The following is a 17,082-nucleotide window of genomic DNA, read 5'->3' on the forward strand; positions in this document are numbered from 1 at the left end:
CTCACCCGCCCGCTCATCGGCCGTTGTCGGCGAGCGCCTTCTCGTGGAACGCGCGGCCCTCCTCGCCACCGGTGTCGAGGAACTCCTTGCGTACCTGGGCCAGGTCGCTGACCGGGCGACGGCCGCGCAGGATGTCCCGGATCTTGTCCTCGGTCGGCTGGATGATCTTCGACCAGTTCGCCGGCAGCTCCAGCTTGATCCCGGCGAACAGGTCCTGCTCCATCTGGCCGATGTGGTTGCGGTAGTACCCGATGTAGTCCTGCACGTAGTTCGGGGTGTCGCCGCTGCGCACCTTGACCGGCACCCGGCCGCCGATGTGGGTGTACTGCGCGCCGAGTTCCTTACGGCCCAGCTCGGTGAGGGCTGGCGTGCCGTCGGTGCCCCGGGTGAAGTGTTGCCCCTCCACGCCGTACTCGCGCAGCTCGAACTCCCGGCTGCCGAACGGGGCGGCACACCAGTTGAGCACCCGCAGCATCTCGTCGACCCGCTCGGCGGGCAGGTCCTTCTTGAGGAAGGTGTAGAAGATCGGCTTCTCGCTGCCCCAGATGACCGGCTGGGCGCCCTGCGCGCCGAAGACCGGCAGCGGCTGCATGTCGAAGGTGGGCAGCTCCTTGGCCCGTTCGCTCTGCATGCCCTGCCAGGCGCCGAGGCCGTCACGGTACATGAGGATCTTGCCGGAGTTGAACAGTTGCTTCTCGTCCTCGCCCTTGCTTTCCGCCGTGTCCGGGTGTACCAGGCCCTCGGCGAACAGCCGGGCGGTGAACGCCAGCGCCGCCTCGAACGCCGGGTCCTCGAACTTGTGCTGCAGACCGCCGTCGGGCTTCTTGCGCCAGGTCTGGTTGCAGCCGAAGTACTGCTGGATCATTTCGAAGACGCTGCCGAAGGCCCACACGCCCTTGGCCGGGTCGGTGGCCTTCTTGCCGAACTCGTACAGCTCGTCGGGGCTGGTGGGGGTGGCCAGGCCGGCGGCGCCGAGCAGATCCTTGCGGTAGAACATGGCCCACGCGAACGGACCGTCGGTGGGGAACGGCACGGCGTAGAGCCGCCCACCCCAGACCGAGTACTCCCAGGCGCCGCTGGGCAGCGCCGCCAGGTACGGGTACTTCGCCGCGTTGTCGCCCTGGAGGTGGTCGGTCAGGTCGGTGAACAACGCTTTGACCGCGTCGGAGAACCGGGCGACCTTGTCCACCTCCCAGTTCGGCGCGGACAGCAGCTCCGGCACGTCGCGGGCGCCGAGCATGGCGTTGAGTTTGTCGGCGTAGGTCAGGCCGTCCTGCAGGCTCGGGTTGACCTCCACGCCGAGCTTGCCGTTCACCGCGCCCAGGTAGGAGTTGCGGCCCAGCGGCGGCGGGGTCGGCCCCCACCAGGGGCTCATCGTCTGGATCGGCGGACCACCCCGGCCGGGTGTCTCGGTGACCGCGTCGACGAGTTCGCGCGGGTAGCTGAGGTAGCCGTGCGGGATCGGGCCCTCGCCGGGGATGTCCGGCTTGAGCAGCTCGGCCGGCTTGTAGGTGGGCAGCACCGCCTTGATGGCGTCGGCGTTCGTGGCGCTGCCCTGGCTGCCGGCCTCCTTGCTGCAACCGGCCAGGGCGCCGCCGCCCACGGTCGCGGCGGCGCCGAGGCCGATCAGCCGCAGCATGGTCCGGCGGTCGGTGGATGTGCGCGCAGAAGGCGTCACGGCGCACTCCCTTCGTCGTCGATAACGGTTTGCGGAGCGGGGGACTCCGGCTAGGATTAGTTGGGGTTCTAGCCGAACAAACTAATCGACGGCAATCCGTCCCACAAGACAGCGCTGGCGGCCTGGTCGGCCCCGCCAGCGCGGTACGCGATGATGGACGCGCGCCGCGACACCGGCGCAGGGAGCGGGCAGATCGTGATCAGCATCCACAACGAACCGCAGCCGACCGACCTCGGTGACGTCCGCGTCGCCAACCGGGCGGTGGTGCTGCGGCACGTACGCCTGCACGCCCCCTGCTCCCGCGCCGACATCGCCGCCCGTACCGGCCTGAACAAGGCCACCGTCTCCAGCCTGGTGACCGAGCTGATCGACAAGCGGCTGGTCCGCGAGACCGGGCTCACCGAGAACCGGGTCGGCCGACCCGCCACGATGCTGGTCCTCGACGGCGAGCCGTACGCCGCGCTGGGCCTGCAGATCGGCCCCGACGAGCTGGTGGCTGTCGCCATCGACCTAGGCGGCAGCCGGCTGCTGACCTGGCGGCGGGCCTTCGCCGCGACCACCGTGCCCCCCACCGAGACGCTGCGCGCCCTGGCCGCGCTCGCCCGGCGGGCGGTCGGGCGGGTCACCGCGCAGGGCCGCACCGTGCTGGGCCTCACCGTCGGCGTACCCGGCCTTGTCGACCCGTCCGGCGCGGTGCCACTGGCCAGCGCCCTGGGCTGGCGGGACGTGCCGGTCGCGGCGGAACTGCGCGCCATCCTGCGGGATCCGGAGTTCGCCGTCGGGGTCGACAACGTCGCCAACCTGGCCGCCCTCGCCGAGCAGCGGCACGGCGGTCACGCGGGCACCACCGAACTGGTCCACCTGACCGGCGGTATCACCGTCGACGCCGGCATCATCGCCGCCGGACGACTGCTCCGCGGCGGGCGTGGCTTCGCCGGGGCGATCGGGCACCTGCCGCTGGATCCGAACGGGCCGTCGTGCGCCTGCGGCGTCCACGGCTGCCTGACCGCCCTGGTCGGCCTGCCCGCCGTGGTGCACCGGCTGCTGCCCGACGCCGAGGCCGACGGCCCGGTCCTCGACTACCTGCCGGAGTTGACCCGGATCGTGGCGCTGGCCCGGCAGGACGATCCGGGGGTGTGCAGCGGCCTGGCCGAGATCGGCCGGCACCTGGGCCGCGGCGTCGCCGTCCTGGCCGACCTGCTCAACCCGGAGACGGTCGTGCTCGGCGACCATCTCGCCACCCTGGCGCCCTGGCTGCTGCCGGCGGCCCGGTCGGAGCTGGCCGCCCGGGCCCACGCCCCCGGCGCCGGCGGCTGCCGGCTGGAAGCCTCCACCCTGGACACGGCCGCCGCGCTCGGCGGCGCAACCGCCGCACTGGCCACCGTCGAGGCCGGACGGCTGCCCGTCCGCTGACCCGGCGGGCAACGTCACCGGTCGATACCCGCTCGGCCGGTCGGAGTCTTGACCCGACCCGTCCCAGGTGCCAACCTCGAAGCGAGCCGCTCCGCACGGGCACCCGGGGCGGCTTGCTTTCCACGGTTTGTCGAAGCGCTTCGCCAGCGTCCGGGCCGACGACCGTCACCCCACCATGACCTGCGAGGCCGCTCGGCCATCCGCCGTCGAAGCGCTTCGACCTCCGGCGCGCCGGGCACTGGAAGGCGATCCACCATGACCGACCGCACCACGCCCCCGATCCGAGACCGCGTCGACGACCTGCTGGCCCGACTCACCCTGCCGGAGAAGATCGGGCTGCTGCACCAGTGGCAGACCCCCGTCCCCCGGCTCGGCCTGCCCGGCTTCCGCACCGGCACCGAGGCACTGCACGGCGTCGCCTGGCTCGGACCGGCGACCGTCTTCCCCCAGGCCATCGGCCTGGCCAGCAGCTGGAACCCCGACCTGGTACGCGCCGTCGGTGACGCCGTCGGCGCCGAGGTACGCGCCAAACACCACACCGACCCGCAGCGCGTCGGCCTCAACGTGTGGGCGCCGGTGGTCAACCCGCTGCGCGACCCGCGCTGGGGACGCAACGAGGAAGGCTGGTCGGAGGATCCGTGGCTGACCGGCCGACTCGCCACCGCCTACGCCCAGGGGCTTCGTGGCGGGCATCCGCAGCGGCTGCGTACCGCCCCCACGGTCAAGCACTTCCTCGGCTACAACAACGAGACCGACCGGGCCACCACCTCCAGCGACCTGCCGCCCCGGGTGCTGCACGAGTACGAACTTCCAGCGTTCCGCGCCCCCCTCGCCGCCGACGCGGCGGTCGCCGCGATGGCCGCGTACAACCTGGTCGACGGGGTGCCGGCGCACCTGAGCCCGCTGATCGACGGTGAGCTGCGCCGGTGGGCGCCCGGCGAGGTTCTCGTCGTCGGCGACGCGGGGGCGGTGAGCAACATAGCCGGGGTGCAGGGCCACCTGCCCGACCACGTCGACGGATTCGCCGCGGCGCTACGCGCCGGGATCGACAGCTTCACCGAGGACGACACCGACAGCGCGCCCACCCGGCGACACCTCACCGAGGCCCTGGGCCGTGGACTGATCACCGAGTCCGACGTGGACCGGGCGGTCCGTCGGGTGCTCACCGTCCGGCTGCGGCTGGGCGACCTCGATCCGCCGCACACCGACCCGTACGCCCAGACCGGCCCGGAGGTGATCGACTGCCCGGCGCACCGGAACCTGGCCCGGGAGGCCGCCCGGCAGTCCATCGTGCTGCTGCGCAACCGTGGGCTGCTGCCGCTCGCGCCCGACCTGCGGATCGCGGTGCTCGGTCCGCTCGCCGACACCGTGCACACCGACTGGTACAGCGGCACCCTGCCGTACGCGATCAGCGCCCTTGCGGGGCTGGCCGAGCGGCTGCCGACGATCACCACCCACCCGGGTGCCGACCGGATCGCGCTGCGGGTGGGTGACCGTTACGTGGGCTGCACCGACGACGCCGAGGGCGGGCCGCTGACCGTCGGCGTCGACCCGGCCTCGTTCGACGTGTTCGACTGGGGTCGGGACACGGTCGCGTTGCGGGCCGTCGGCAACGGCCGCCACGTCGGCGTCGACGACGACGGCGCGCTTGTCAACGACCGGTCCGGCCCCGGCGGCTGGGTGGTCCGGGAAACCTTCCAGTTCGACCCGCTGCCCGACGGCACCGTGCTGCTGCGCCACCTGGCCACCGACCGGTACGTCACCGTGGACCAGGACGGCCGGCTGCGGGTCGACGGCGACGACCGGCAGGCCGGCACCGGCTTCGGCATCGACCTGGTCACCGACGGTGCGGCGCGGGCCGCCGAACTGGCCGCGGCCGCCGACGTGGCGGTGGTGACCCTGGGCAACCACCCGATGGTCAACGGACGCGAGACCGAGGACCGTCTCGACCTGGCCCTGCCGGCCCGGCAGGAGGCGATGCTGCGCGCCGTGCACGCCGCCAACCCGCGCACCGTGCTGGTGGTGACCAGCAGCTACCCGTACGCGCTGGGCTGGGCACAACAGCAGCTGCCGGCGGTGCTCTGGTCGGCGCACGGCGGGCAGGAACACGGCCGCGCCCTGACCGAGGTGCTCCTCGGCGACACCGACCCCGGTGGCCGGCTCACCCAGACCTGGTACGCCGACACCGCCGACCTGCCCGACCTGCTCGACTACGACGTGATCGGCGCGGACTCCACCTACCTGTACTACCGGGGTGAGCCGCTGTACCCGTTCGGGCACGGGCTGTCCTACGCCGAGTTCGACTACCGCGACCTGCGGTTGAGCGCCACGACGGTGAGCATCGGGGAGGAGGTGGAGGTGAGCGTGGACGTCACGAACACCAGTGAACGTCCCGGTGTCGAGGTGGTGCAGCTCTACACCCGGCAACGGCGCTCCCGGGTGAAGCAGCCGCTGCGGCAACTACGCGACTTCGCCCGGATCGTTCTCTCCCCCGGCGAACGGCGTACCGTCACGCTGCGGCTGCGCAGCGCCGAGCTGAGCTGGTGGGACACCGACGCGGGCAGCTTCGTGGTGGAGGACGCCACCCACACCGTGCTGGTCGGGCGTTCCGCCACCGACGTGCGGCTGGTCGGCGCGGTGGCCGTACGCGGTGAGCCGCTCACGCCGCCGGCCCGGCCGCACGCCACGAGCGGAGTCCGGTGAGCGGGCGGGGCCGGGTACCGTCCGGTCAACCCACCATCGCCGACGTGGCCCGCCACGCCGGTGTCGCGGTGAGCACCGTGTCGTACGTGCTCAGCGGCAAGCGGGCCATCTCGGAGCTGACCCGCAACCGGGTGCTGGCCAGCGTCCGGTTGCTCGGCTACCACCCGAACGCGGGCGCGCGGGCCCTGGCCAGCCGCCGCGCCAACGTCATCGCGTTGGTGCTGCCGCTGCGCTCGGGCATCCAGGTGCCGGTGGTGATGCAGTTCGCCACGGCGGTGGTGACCTCCGCCCGCGGTCACGACCACGACGTGCTGCTGCTGACCTCCGACGAGGGCCCGCAGGGGTTGCACCGCATCGCCGCCGGTGCCCTGGTCGACGGGGTGCTGGTGATGGACGTGGAACTGCACGACGTGCGGGTGCCGCTGCTGCGCGGGCTTGGGCGGCCCAGCGTGCTGATCGGGCTGCCCGCCGACCCCGACGGGCTGACCTGTGTGGACCTGGACTTCCACCGGGCCGGGCAGGTCTGCGTGGAACACCTGGCCGGGCTCGGACACCGCAGCATCGCGTTGCTCGGCGCACCGGCCGCCGTCTACGACCGGGGCACCGGATTCGCCCACCGCACCCGGGCGGGCGTGGTCGAGGCGGCGGCCCGGCACGGCGTCGAGGCGGTCGCGCTGCCCTGCGAGGAGAACGCCGCCGAGGTGCACGCACGGGTGGTCGAGCTGTTCGCCCGGCAACCGGAGCTGTCCGCTCTGGTGGTGCAGAACGAGGCGGCGGTCGGCCCGGTGCAGGCGACGCTGGCCGCGCTGGGTCGACGGGTGCCCGATGACGTCTCGGTGGTGGCCGTCTGCCCGGACCAGTTCGCCGAGCACGCCAGCCCCCGCCTGACCTCGGTGCCGGTACCCGCCGAGGAGATCGGCCGGCAGGCCGTGTCACTGCTCATGCGCAAGCTGCGGGACGAGCCGACCCCGCAGGTGACGCTGCTGGAACCCCGACTGACCGTCCGGGACAGCACGGCCGCGGCCACCGGCGCGCCGGTGACGCACGACGGTCGGGCGGCGGCCCGGTGACCGGTCCGGTCCACCGGATCTGGGACACCGCACCGGCCACCGACTGGCAGGACGCCCTGCTCGCCGGCAACGGCGAGTACGGGATCATGGTGCACGGCCAGCCGTGGGCCGAACGCATCGTGGTCAACCACCACCGGTTCGTGCTGCCCAACGGCACCCACGACGCCCGTGCCCCACAGCTGGCCGCGCTGCTGCCCCGGATCCGGCGGTTGATCCTGACCGGTCGGCGGGCGCAGGCCAGCCAGCTGCTGGCCGGTGACGGCGTGCTGCGCTGGACCCAGTCGTTTCATCCCGGCTTCGCGCTCACCGTCGACGCCGACGGCCCACCGGTGGGCGACTACCGCCGGTACACCGACTTCGACACCGGCGAGGTCGTGGTGCGGTGGGCCGGCGGGAGCCGCCGCTCGTTCGTTTCGCGTACCGACCGGCTGATCGTCACCCGGCTGGACATGGGAGCCTGCCGGGTCGGGGCGACCGGCGAACTGCCCGGCCGCCCCGCCGGCCTGCGTTACGCGGTGTCGGCGTACCGCCGCGACGGGCTGGTCTTCCTGCGGGTGCGGGCCCGCTACCCGACGGCCGGCGCGGCGTACGGCTTCGAGGGGTTGACCCTGCTGCGCGGCGCGGTCGAGATCGACGGCGACCAGGTGCACGTCGACGGGCCCGCCCTGCTGCTGACGGTCCTCGACCGCCCGCGCGACCGGTGGCGTACCGGGGCGTTGCAGCGCCGGCTGACCGCCCACCGCGACGCCCGCTACGGTGACCTGCTCGCCCGGCACACGGCCCGGCACACCCCGGCGTACCGGCGGGTCGAGCTGGACCTGGCGGTGCCGGCGGCGCAGCGGGCGCTGCCGGTCGGTGACCTGCTGGCCCGGCAGGCCGCCGACCCGCACACCCTGGACGCGGCCCTGCTGGAGCGGCTGTTCCACGCCGGGCGTTACCTGGTGCTCAGCGCCAGTGGTGTGCTGCCGCCCCGGCTGACCGGGTTGTGGCTCGCCTCGTGGGACGCGGCCTGGGCCGGCGACTTCACCACCGACGCCAACCTCAACCTGCAACTGGCCTCGGCGAACGTGGCCGCCCTGCCGGAGGTCACCGAGGCGCACGCCCGGCTGGTACGCGCCCAGGTCGAACACTGGCGACACAACGCCCGCGCGATCTACGGGGCGCGCGGCCTGCTGGCGCCCAGCCGCACCGACGGCGAGCACGGCCACCTGTTCCATCTGCATCCGGACTGGCCGTTCGCGGCGTGGCTGCCGGGCGCGCACTGGCTGCTGTTCCCGCTCTACGAGCGGTATCTGGTGACCGGGGAGCCGCTGGGTGAGGTGGCGGGTTGGCTGGTGGAGGTGGCCGAGTTCTTCGCCGACGTGCTGACGGCCACCGACGCTGACGGGACGTGGGGGTTCGTGCCGTCGTACTCGGCGGAGACCGGGCCGCTGGACGACTCGGGCACGGCGGTGCACGTGGCGGTCAACGCCACCATGGACCTCGCCGCGGCGCGGCACGCGTTCACGGTGGCCGCCGCGCTGACCGGCCAGCGGCGGTGGACGCGGTTGGCGGCGCGGCTGCCGCCGTACCGCCTCGATGCCGACAGTGCGTTGACCGAGTGGGCGTGGCCCGGTTACCGGGCCGACGAGAACCACCGCCACGTCAGCCACCTGTATCCGGTGTGGCCACTGGACGAGATCAACCCGGAGGACACTCCGGAACTGGCCGCCGCCGCGCACCGGGCGTTGCGCCGCCGGGGCGAGGAGAACCTGTCCGCGCACGGCAGCCTGCACCGGGCGCTGGTCGCCGCCCGGTTGCACGACGGGCCACTTGTCGAAGCGAACCTCCTCAAGATCGTCGGCAACGACATGTTCTTCCGGTCGCTGATGAGCGCGCACAACCCGGGTCGGGTCACCTACAACGCCGACGCCGCGCACGCCCTGCCGGCGGTGCTGATCGAGGCGCTGGTGCAGGGGCGGCCGGGCCGGCTGCGGCTGCTGCCGGCGCCGTTGCCGGGGCTGCCCCGTGGCACCCTGCGCGGGGTGCGCTGTCCCGGGCGGGTCACCGTCGAGGAGTTGGCGTGGCGGCCGGGTGCGGTGCGGGCCCGGCTGGTCTCGGCGGTGCCCCGACGACTGCGCGTCCGCAGCCCGTACGGCGAGACGGTGCGGAGGATGCCCGCCGGTGAGCCGGTCGAGGTGTCCTTCAATGGGTAGCCCGGCGTCGCCGTGACCTGGTCGGCGGCGCCGGGCGGGGCACTAGACTGCCCGTTCGATGGACGTTGAGTCGACTTCCGCCGCCGACACCCGCCCCTGCGCCCACTGTGGGCGGGAGGTGCCGCAGCGGGCCGGCGCCGGCCGCCCGTTCCGGTACTGCCGGGACAACGACGGCGCCTGCCAGCGGGCCTCCCGGAACAGCCGCATGCGGCACCGCAACGCCCCGGGTCTGCCCGGGCAGGTGGCCCGGACCTGGGAGGCGGTGGACCGGCTCGACCAGATCGTGGACACCCTGACCGAGGCGCTGCACGCCGAGTTGTCCCCGGCCGGGGTGCAGCGGCAGCTGTCGCAGCTGCGTGCGGAGACCGCCGGGGAGATCGCGGCGGCGCAGACCGAACGCGACGAGGCGCTGCGGGCCGCCGAGGACGCGAACGCCCACGCCGAGCGGCAGCGTCGGCAGGCTCAGGCGGCGACCGTCGAGCGGGATGCCGCCCGGGCCGAGGCCGCCCGCGCGACCGAGCAGGCGGAATCGGCCGCCCAGCGGGCGCAGGATGCGCAGACCGCCCGGGACGAGGCGCGGCGGGAGGCCGCCGCCGCGCAGGCGTTGCGTTCGCAGGCCGAGGCCGATCGCGACGCCGCCCGCGCCGAGGTGACCTCGGTGCGCGCCGACCTGACCGCCGAGCGTCGTCGCCACGACGACCTGGTCGCCGAACGCGACGCCGCCCGTGCCGAGGCGGAGCGGGCCGCCACCGCCAGCGCCGCGGCGCTGGCCGAGGCCGACCGGCTGCGGGTCGAGTTGAACCAGACCCGGGCCGCAGCCGAGCAGGCCCGAGTGGACACCGAGCAGGCCCGGGCGGAGGCTGCGCGGGCTGGCGCCGAGGCCGAGCAGGCCCGGGCGGAGTCGGCCGCGGCCCGGGCGGAGGCCGAACGGGCGGAGCAGGCGCGGGCGCAGGCCGAGGCCGACCGCGAACGGGCCCGGACGCAGGCCCGACAGGCCGGTGAGCAGCAGGCCGCGCTCGCCGGCCGCGCCGACCGGTTGGGTGAGGAACTGGCCGGCGTACGGGCGACGCTCAACGCCGCCGAGCGCCAGGTCAGCGAGCTGACGGTACGCCTACGCGCCACCGAGGCAGACCGCGACGGTGCCCGTGAGCGGGTGGCGCAGCTGGCCGCGAAGGTCGCCGACCTGGCCACCGCCCTCACCCGCCCCACCCCCTGACCCCCACCCGGCGCGGCAACGGGCGGCGGGTGGGGGTGGGGGAGGATGGCGGTATGGGTAAGACGCATGAGCGCATCGAGGGGCGGTTGCGGGAGTTCATCGAGGTACAGCCGATGTTCTTCACCGCCACCGCCCCGCTGGCCGGCGACGGCACCGTCAACCTGTCCCCGAAGGGCCTGCGGGGCTGCCTCGCGGTGCTCGACGAGCAGACGCTGGCCTATCTGGACTTCGCCGGCAGCAACGCCGAGACCATCGCCCACCTGCGGGAGAACGGCCGGATCACGCTGATGTGGTGCGCCTTCACCGGCCCGCCCAACATCGTGCGGGTACACGGCCGGGGCGAGCCGGTGTTCCGTGACGACCCCCGCTTCCCCGACCTGCTGGCACACTTCCCCGACATCGACGCCACCCAGCACGGCCTGCGAGCGGTCATCGTGGTGCACGCCCGGCTGATCCGCGACACCTGCGGCTACGCGGTGCCACTGATGATCTACGACACCGACCGGGACCTGCACGCCCGCCGTTTCGCCCGGGAGGACGACACGTCGCTGGACGCCTACTTCGCCGGCAAGGACAACGTCGCCACCAGCATCGACGGTCTGCCGGGGCTGCCGTTGCCGCTGCCACCGACACCGCGGACCGGCTGACCGGGCCGTCGCACACCAACGGGTGCCCGCCCGGCGCGTCAAGCCACTGCGTCGCCGGGCGACGACCTCGGCCGGTTACCATTCCCGCTGGCGGTGACGGTCCGCCGAGACGACCCGGCCGGGACGACCCTCGCCGGGCGTACGTCATGGCCGGCTACCCTGGACTGCGCACCCGGGTGTACGGGGTCGTCGAGGCGCGGGGAGCGGGAATGGCCCGGCGGAGACGGACCGTTACACCGATAGGACCTGCACCACCGAAGAGGGGAAGTCGATCATGGGCGAGCGTATGCTGCGCGGAAGCCGGCTGGGCGCGGTCAGCTACGAATCCGACCGCAACACGGAGCTCGCGCCGCGGCAGACCCGCGAGTACCTGTGCGCCAAGGGTCACCAGTTCGAGGTGCCGTTCGCCGTCGACGCCGAGGTGCCGACCACCTGGGAATGCAAGTTCGACGGCAGCGTGGCCCGGCTGGTCGACGGCAGCGAGCCCGAGCAGAAGAAGGCCAAGCCGCCGCGCACCCACTGGGACATGCTGCTGGAGCGACGTTCGATCGCCGAGCTTGAGGACATCCTGGCCGAACGGCTGCAAGAGGTTCGCACCCGTCGCGGCCGCGCCTGACCCGTTCACGTCAACGGCGCCCCCGGAAGTCCCGGGGGCGCCGTTTCGCGTACGTCAGCGCGGTTCCACGATCTCACCCTCGATGGCCTCGCCCTCCACCGCCGGACGCGTCCCGGCAGCGGAGGTCTGCGGCGGTGTCGTCGCCGGGCCCTGCGGCGGCGGAGCCTGCCCCGGCTGCTGCGGCCCACCCCGGTACACCCGCACCCGACGGGGACCGAACAGGTCACCGGCGGTCATCGACGACACCCGACGCTCAGCGGCCCGCTGCACCCCACCCCGGGTCAACCGGCGCACCGGCGGCACCAGCAACAGCAACCCCACCAGGCCACTGACCAGCCCCGGGGTCGCCAAAAGCAACGCACCGAGCAGCCCCACCAGCCCGTCGGTCACCTGCCGACCGGGCGGCCGACCCGACTGCGCCGCCTCCCGGAAACCCCGCCACGCCCGCACGCCCTCCCGGCGCAGCAACACCAGACCCAGCAGCGAGGCCGCGAACACCAGCAGCGTCGCCGCACCGAACCCGAGCGTCCGACCCACCACCACGAACACGGCGATCTCCACGGCCACGGACACCAGTAGAGCCAACGGTACGAACCTCAGTGTTCGGCGCATTTCACCCCAACCGCCTCACGGCGCCTCATCGTGGCGGCCCCGCCCCGGCGGCGCAGCCGTCCCGTTCGTCAAGCATGACACGCGACCGCTCAGCGCGGGTTCGAGGAGGCTCGCCCGTGGCGAACCGAGCCGCGCTCAGGGCCACCGCGCCTGTCCAGCCGTGGCCGCGCGCAGCCCACGCCGCACCGCCGTACGCCGGTCACGCACCGCCCAGCCGGTGATCCGCCACAGCGCCTCCACGACGATCAACGGGCTCATCTTGCTGGCCCCGCGTTCCCGCTCGGCGAACGTTATCGGCACCTCCACGATCCGCGCACCCGCACGGTGCGCCAGCCGGGACAACTCCACCTGGAACGAATACCCCTGCGAACACACCGAATCCAGATCCAGGGCGTCCAGCACCCCGGCCCGGTAGACCCGGTAGCCACCGGTGGCGTCGGCGACCGGCATACCCAACGCCAGCCGCGCGTACAGGTTGCCGCACCGCGACAGCAACAGCCGCCGCAACGGCCAGTTCACCACCCGGGCGCCCCGGGTCCACCGCGATCCGATCACCACGTCGGCGTCGCGGGCAGCGGCCAGCAACGCCGGCAGGTCCTCCGGGGCGTGGGAACCGTCGGCGTCCATCTCCACCACCGCGTCGAAACCACGCCGCCGCGCCCACGCGAACCCCGCCAGGTACGCCGCGCCGAGTCCCTGCTTCCCCTCCCGGTGCAGCACGTGTACCCGCCGGTCGGCGCGGGCGATGCCCTCGGCGATGCCGCCCGTGCCGTCCGGACTGTTGTCGTCGGCGACCAGAATCTCCACCTGCGGCGCGGCCACGCGGACCCGCCGCACGATCGCGGTCACGTTGTCGGCCTCGTTGTAGGTGGGAATGACCACCAGCACCCGACCCACGCCGGGCACCCCGGTCATCACCGGACGGATGTCGGTTCCGCGTACCACCGCTGCCCCCTTCACCCCGGGTGGGCGGCCCCCGGCACCGGTCGGCCGTCCCGCCGACGCCGCAGCACCGCCGCGCCGGCCAGCGCAGCCACCGCCAGCCCGGCCAGCACCACCTCCGGCAGCACCCCGACCCGGGTGGCCAGCGTGCGCCCCTCGGTCAGCCGCAGCTGCCGCACCACGACCGCACGGGTGTTGAACCCGGTGGCGTCGCTTACCCGCCCGTCCGGGGTGACGAACCCGGACACCCCGACCGTGGACGCCATCAACGCCGCACGCCCGTGCTCGACGGCCCGCAGCCGCACCATCGCCAACTGCTGACGCGCCTCGGCCTCGTCGAACGTGGCGTTGTTGGTCTGCACCACCAGCAGCTGCGCCCCACCGACGACGGTGTCGCGGACCAGCCCGTCGTAGGCGACCTCGAAGCAGATCACGTCACCGAGCACCACCGGCCCGCTGTCGACCACCCCAGCCTCGGTGCCGGCCACGAAATCGGCCCGTACCCGGTCGACCTGGTCGCTGACCATCCGGGCGATCCGGCGCAGCGGCACATACTCGGCGAACGGCACCGGATGCCGTTTGACGTACAGCTGCTCCAGGTCGGGTCCGCTGCCCGGACGCCACAGCAGTCCCGCGTTGCGCACCTGCCCCCGTTCCGGCCCGAACAGCACGGCGCCGACCAGGATCGGCACCCCGACGGCGTCCGCGGCGGCGGAGATCCGCGCCCCGGCCGACGCGTTGCGCAGCGGGTCGATGTCGCTGGAGTTCTCCGGCCACACCACCAGATCCGGTCGAGGTCGGGTGCCCGCGGTGACCTCGCCGGCCAGGGCGATGGTGGCGTCGACGTGGTTGTCGAGCACGGCCTGCCGTTGCGCGTTGAAATCCAACCCGAGCCGCGGCACGTTGCCCTGCACGATCGCCACCGTCACACTCGCCGTGTCCCGGGTGGTGGCCACCGGCACCGCCAGCCCACCGGCGAACAGCAGCAGCACCGCCGCGGCACAGCCGGCCGCGGGTGCCCACCAGCGGGGGCCACCGGTGCCGCGGCGGGCCCGTGCCGTCCACCACGCCCCGGCGACCAGCAGCCCACCGGCCAGCGCCACCGCGAACGTCACAAGCGGCGCACCACCGAGCGCGGCCAGCCGCAGCAGCGGCGACTCGTCCTGGCCGAACGCCAGCCGACCCCACGGGAACCCGCCGAACGGCGTCCGGTCGCGCAGCGCCTCCTGCCCCACCCACAGCGCGCCGGTCAGCGCCGGCCACGCCGCCGGGAACCGGTCGGCCAGCGGCGACACCCACGCCGTGGCCATCCCGAGCACCGCCAGGTAGCCGGCCTGCAACAACGACAGCAACACCCACGGCAGGTAGCCGGTGTGCAGGTTCGTCCAGGCCAGCAACGGCGCGAACAGGGCCAGACCGGTCAGGAAGCCCAGACCGGCGCCGGCCCGCAGCCGCCGCCGGTGGGTCGCGGCCGCCAACAGGGCCACCCCGACCGGCGCCAGCGGCCACCACCCGTACGGGGGGAAGGCCAGCAGCAACGCCAGGCCCGCGGCCACCGCCATGGCGACGGCCACCGGCAGGCGCACCGGGCCGGCCGCCGCCGGGGCAGGTGGCGGTGGGTCGGATCCGGCGGCACGGTCCACGGTCGTCACGGGCGGGTCGGGCGCGATCACGCGCCGAAGGCTACCCGCCCGCCATGATCGTCCGCCGACGACCCGACCCCCCGTCCCGTTGGTGGGGTGACCGTCAGCGGCGGCGGGCCAGCAGCACCGCGTCGTGATGGACCACCTCACGCCCGTCCGGATCCGTCACGGTACGGGGCCGGGCCTGCACCGTGAGCACCTCGAACTGGTCCGGGTCCAGCTCCGCGGCGGCCTCCTCGGCGGTGTACATCATCTCCGGATAGTGCAGGCGATGCCCGGAGTTGGGCAGGTCCGCCGGGTGGTGCCCGACGATCAGCAGCCGCCCACCGGGCGCGACCGCGTCGGCCAGCCGAGCGAAGACCTCCCGCCGCTGCGGCGGCGGCAGCTGCATGAACTGCGCCGACACCAGGTCGTACGCGCCGGACGGCGGTGACCACTCGAACAGGTCGGCGTGGGTCCACTCGATCCGGGCGGCCACCTCCGCGCCGGCGGCCTGGGCGTGACCGGCGGCCCGGGCCAACGCGACGGTGGAGATGTCCACCGCGTGGACCTGCCAGCCCCGCTCGGCCAGCCACACCGCGTCAGCGCCCTCACCGCTGCCCACGTCCAGCGCCCGACCGGGTGTCAACTCGCTGACCTCGGTGACCAGCTGCGGGTTCGGTCGGCCGCTCCACACCGCCGGCTTGGACCGGTAACGCTCCTCCCACGCCGCCTCGGTGAACATGGTCTCCCGCTGCCGCCGGTGCTCGGCCACCGCCTCGCGGGTGTCCTCCTCCACCAGATCCATGTTGATCATCCCGCCGGCGGTCGTACCGGATGCCGCGGCACGAATCACCTGGGCGGACAGATCGGCCACGTTGCCGGCCACCCACACCCCCGGTACGGAGGTCGCGCCGGTGGCATCGGCCGGAATCTGCCGACCGATGACGTGACCGGAATGCTCCACGTCCACCGGGACCAACCCGAGCGACTCCAGCAACGCCGAGCGGGCCGTCATCCGTGCGGCGACCACCACCGCGTCGAGCTCCACCAGCTCGCCGGAAGCCAACCGCACCCCGGTCAGCCGGTCCTCGGCGGTCTCCACGGCCACCACCCGCCCGGGCACCACGGGGACACCCAGGGCCGCCAACTGTTCGGCCTCCTGCGGGCCGGGCGCCGGGCCGTCGTGCAGCAGCAACCGCACATGCGGGCTCCATTGCCGCCACAGCTTCGCCCCGTGCACGGCCAGCGGCCCGGTGGCCAGCACCCCGATCCGCCGGTCCCGGACCTCCCAGCCGTGACAGTACGGGCAGTGCAGCACGTCCCGCCCCCACCGCTGCGTCAACCCGGGCACCTCGGGCAACTCGTCAACCAGCCCGGTGGTGACCAGCAGCCGCCGGGCTCGCACCGTACGCCCCCCGTCGACGGTGACCACGAAGCCGCTGTCGTCACGGACGACCGCGTCGACCCGCCCGGCCACGATCTGCCCGCCGTACGCGGTGACCTCCGCACGGCCCACGGCCACCAACTCCCCCGGCGGTGTGCCCTCCCGCCCGAGATAGTTGTGCACCCCGGCGGCCGGTGCGTTACGCGGCTCCCCCGCGTCCACCACCAGCACCCTGCGCCGGGCCCGGGCCAGCGTCAGCGCCCCGGCCAACCCAGCCGCCCCGCCGCCGACCACCACCACGTCATACCTGTCGTCCATTGCCGCCCCCTCGTCGGTGATGCCTCACACCCTGCAACCAACCCCGCCGATCGACAAGTAATGTTGCTGTTATGGCAAACGAGGAGGCGGCGGTGCTGGCAGCGGTCGGACCCCGACTACGCGCCCTGCGAAAACAACGCGGCACCACCCTGAACGAACTCTCCGACGCCACCGGCATCTCGGTGAGCACCCTGTCCCGGCTCGAATCCGGGCAGCGCCGCCCCACCCTGGAACTGCTGCTGCCGCTGGCCCGCGCCCACCAGGTGCCCCTGGACGAGCTGGTCGGCGCACCCGCCGTCGGCGACCCCCGGGTACGCCCCCGCCCCATCGTCCGCCACGGCATCACCTTCCTGCCGCTGACCCGCCGCCCCGGCGGCCTGCAGGCGTTCAAACAGATCCTGCCCCCACACACCCCCGCCGAGCCACAGCCACAGACCCACGAGGGCTACGAGTGGCTGTACGTGCTCTCCGGCCAGCTACGACTACGCCTCGGCGAGCACGACCTGCTGCTCGCCCCCGGCGAAGTCGCCGAGTTCGACACCCGGATACCGCACTGCGTCACCAACCCCGGGCCCGAAACCACCGAAGTGCTCAACCTGTTCGGCCCGCAGGGCGAACGCCTGCACGTACGCGCCCGCCCCGCCACCTGAACCAGATACGAAG

The 17,082-nt window shown here is 73.7% G+C and carries 13 protein-coding genes; 8 read left to right on the plus strand and 5 right to left on the minus strand.

The window, feature by feature from the left end; translation table 11 throughout:
* Window positions 1-13: 13 nt before the first annotated feature.
* Window positions 14-1,678, minus strand: a complete 1,665-nt coding sequence (locus O7624_RS00655; RefSeq protein ID WP_282238472.1) for an extracellular solute-binding protein — start codon at window positions 1,676-1,678, stop codon at window positions 14-16.
* Between the two features lie 195 nt (window positions 1,679-1,873).
* Here O7624_RS00655 and O7624_RS00660 point away from each other — a divergent pair, with 195 nt between their 5' ends.
* The 7 genes from O7624_RS00660 (at window position 1,874) to O7624_RS00690 (ending at window position 11,538) form a co-directional block, all read left to right on the plus strand.
* Window positions 1,874-3,091: an ROK family transcriptional regulator gene (locus tag O7624_RS00660; RefSeq protein WP_282238473.1), complete on the plus strand. Its 1,218-nt coding sequence runs from the start codon at window positions 1,874-1,876 to the stop codon at window positions 3,089-3,091.
* A 255-nt stretch (window positions 3,092-3,346) separates the two neighbouring features.
* Window positions 3,347-5,794, plus strand: coding sequence for a glycoside hydrolase family 3 C-terminal domain-containing protein (locus tag O7624_RS00665; RefSeq protein ID WP_282238474.1), 2,448 nt, complete (start codon window positions 3,347-3,349; stop codon window positions 5,792-5,794).
* On the plus strand, window positions 5,791-6,864 hold the full coding sequence (locus O7624_RS00670) for a LacI family DNA-binding transcriptional regulator (protein ID WP_282238475.1): 1,074 nt from the start codon (window positions 5,791-5,793) through the stop codon (window positions 6,862-6,864). Before O7624_RS00665 ends, O7624_RS00670 begins: the two co-directional genes overlap by 4 nt.
* Window positions 6,861-9,059, plus strand: a complete 2,199-nt coding sequence (locus tag O7624_RS00675) for a glycoside hydrolase N-terminal domain-containing protein (RefSeq protein ID WP_282238476.1) — start codon at window positions 6,861-6,863, stop codon at window positions 9,057-9,059. The genes O7624_RS00670 and O7624_RS00675 overlap by 4 nt, the downstream gene beginning before the upstream one ends.
* Before the next feature lie 58 nt (window positions 9,060-9,117).
* Complete coding sequence (locus O7624_RS00680; protein WP_282238477.1) at window positions 9,118-10,275, plus strand: hypothetical protein; 1,158 nt, start codon at window positions 9,118-9,120, stop codon at window positions 10,273-10,275.
* Window positions 10,276-10,328: 53 nt separating this feature from the next.
* Entirely contained in the window at window positions 10,329-10,922 is a 594-nt protein-coding gene (locus O7624_RS00685; protein ID WP_282238478.1) for a pyridoxamine 5'-phosphate oxidase family protein, read from the plus strand.
* Window positions 10,923-11,196: 274 nt separating this feature from the next.
* Window positions 11,197-11,538: an RNA polymerase-binding protein RbpA gene (locus O7624_RS00690; protein WP_046564157.1), complete on the plus strand. Its 342-nt coding sequence runs from the start codon at window positions 11,197-11,199 to the stop codon at window positions 11,536-11,538.
* Window positions 11,539-11,592: 54 nt separating this feature from the next.
* Here the strand turns inward: O7624_RS00690 and O7624_RS00695 are convergent, their stop codons facing one another.
* The 4 genes from O7624_RS00695 to O7624_RS00710 form a co-directional block, all read right to left on the minus strand.
* A complete protein-coding gene (locus O7624_RS00695; protein WP_282238479.1) occupies window positions 11,593-12,150 on the minus strand; it encodes an FxsA family protein in 558 nt (185 codons plus the stop codon).
* A gap of 135 nt (window positions 12,151-12,285) precedes the next feature.
* On the minus strand, window positions 12,286-13,065 hold the full coding sequence (locus O7624_RS00700) for a polyprenol monophosphomannose synthase (protein ID WP_093402490.1): 780 nt from the start codon (window positions 13,063-13,065) through the stop codon (window positions 12,286-12,288).
* Between the two features lie 41 nt (window positions 13,066-13,106).
* On the minus strand, window positions 13,107-14,765 hold the full coding sequence (gene lnt / locus O7624_RS00705) for an apolipoprotein N-acyltransferase (protein ID WP_282238480.1): 1,659 nt from the start codon (window positions 14,763-14,765) through the stop codon (window positions 13,107-13,109).
* Between the two features lie 73 nt (window positions 14,766-14,838).
* Window positions 14,839-16,419 (minus strand): FAD-dependent oxidoreductase, encoded by a 1,581-nt coding sequence (locus O7624_RS00710; protein ID WP_282238481.1) that lies wholly within the window; start codon window positions 16,417-16,419, stop codon window positions 14,839-14,841.
* Between the two features lie 71 nt (window positions 16,420-16,490).
* Between O7624_RS00710 and O7624_RS00715 the strand changes: the two genes are divergently transcribed.
* A complete protein-coding gene (locus tag O7624_RS00715) occupies window positions 16,491-17,069 on the plus strand; it encodes an XRE family transcriptional regulator (protein ID WP_282238482.1) in 579 nt (192 codons plus the stop codon).
* Window positions 17,070-17,082 lie beyond the last annotated feature (13 nt).

It is taken from the genome of Verrucosispora sp. WMMD1129 (assembly GCF_029581255.1).
Taxonomy (GTDB): Bacteria; Actinomycetota; Actinomycetes; order Mycobacteriales; family Micromonosporaceae; genus Micromonospora; species Micromonospora sediminimaris.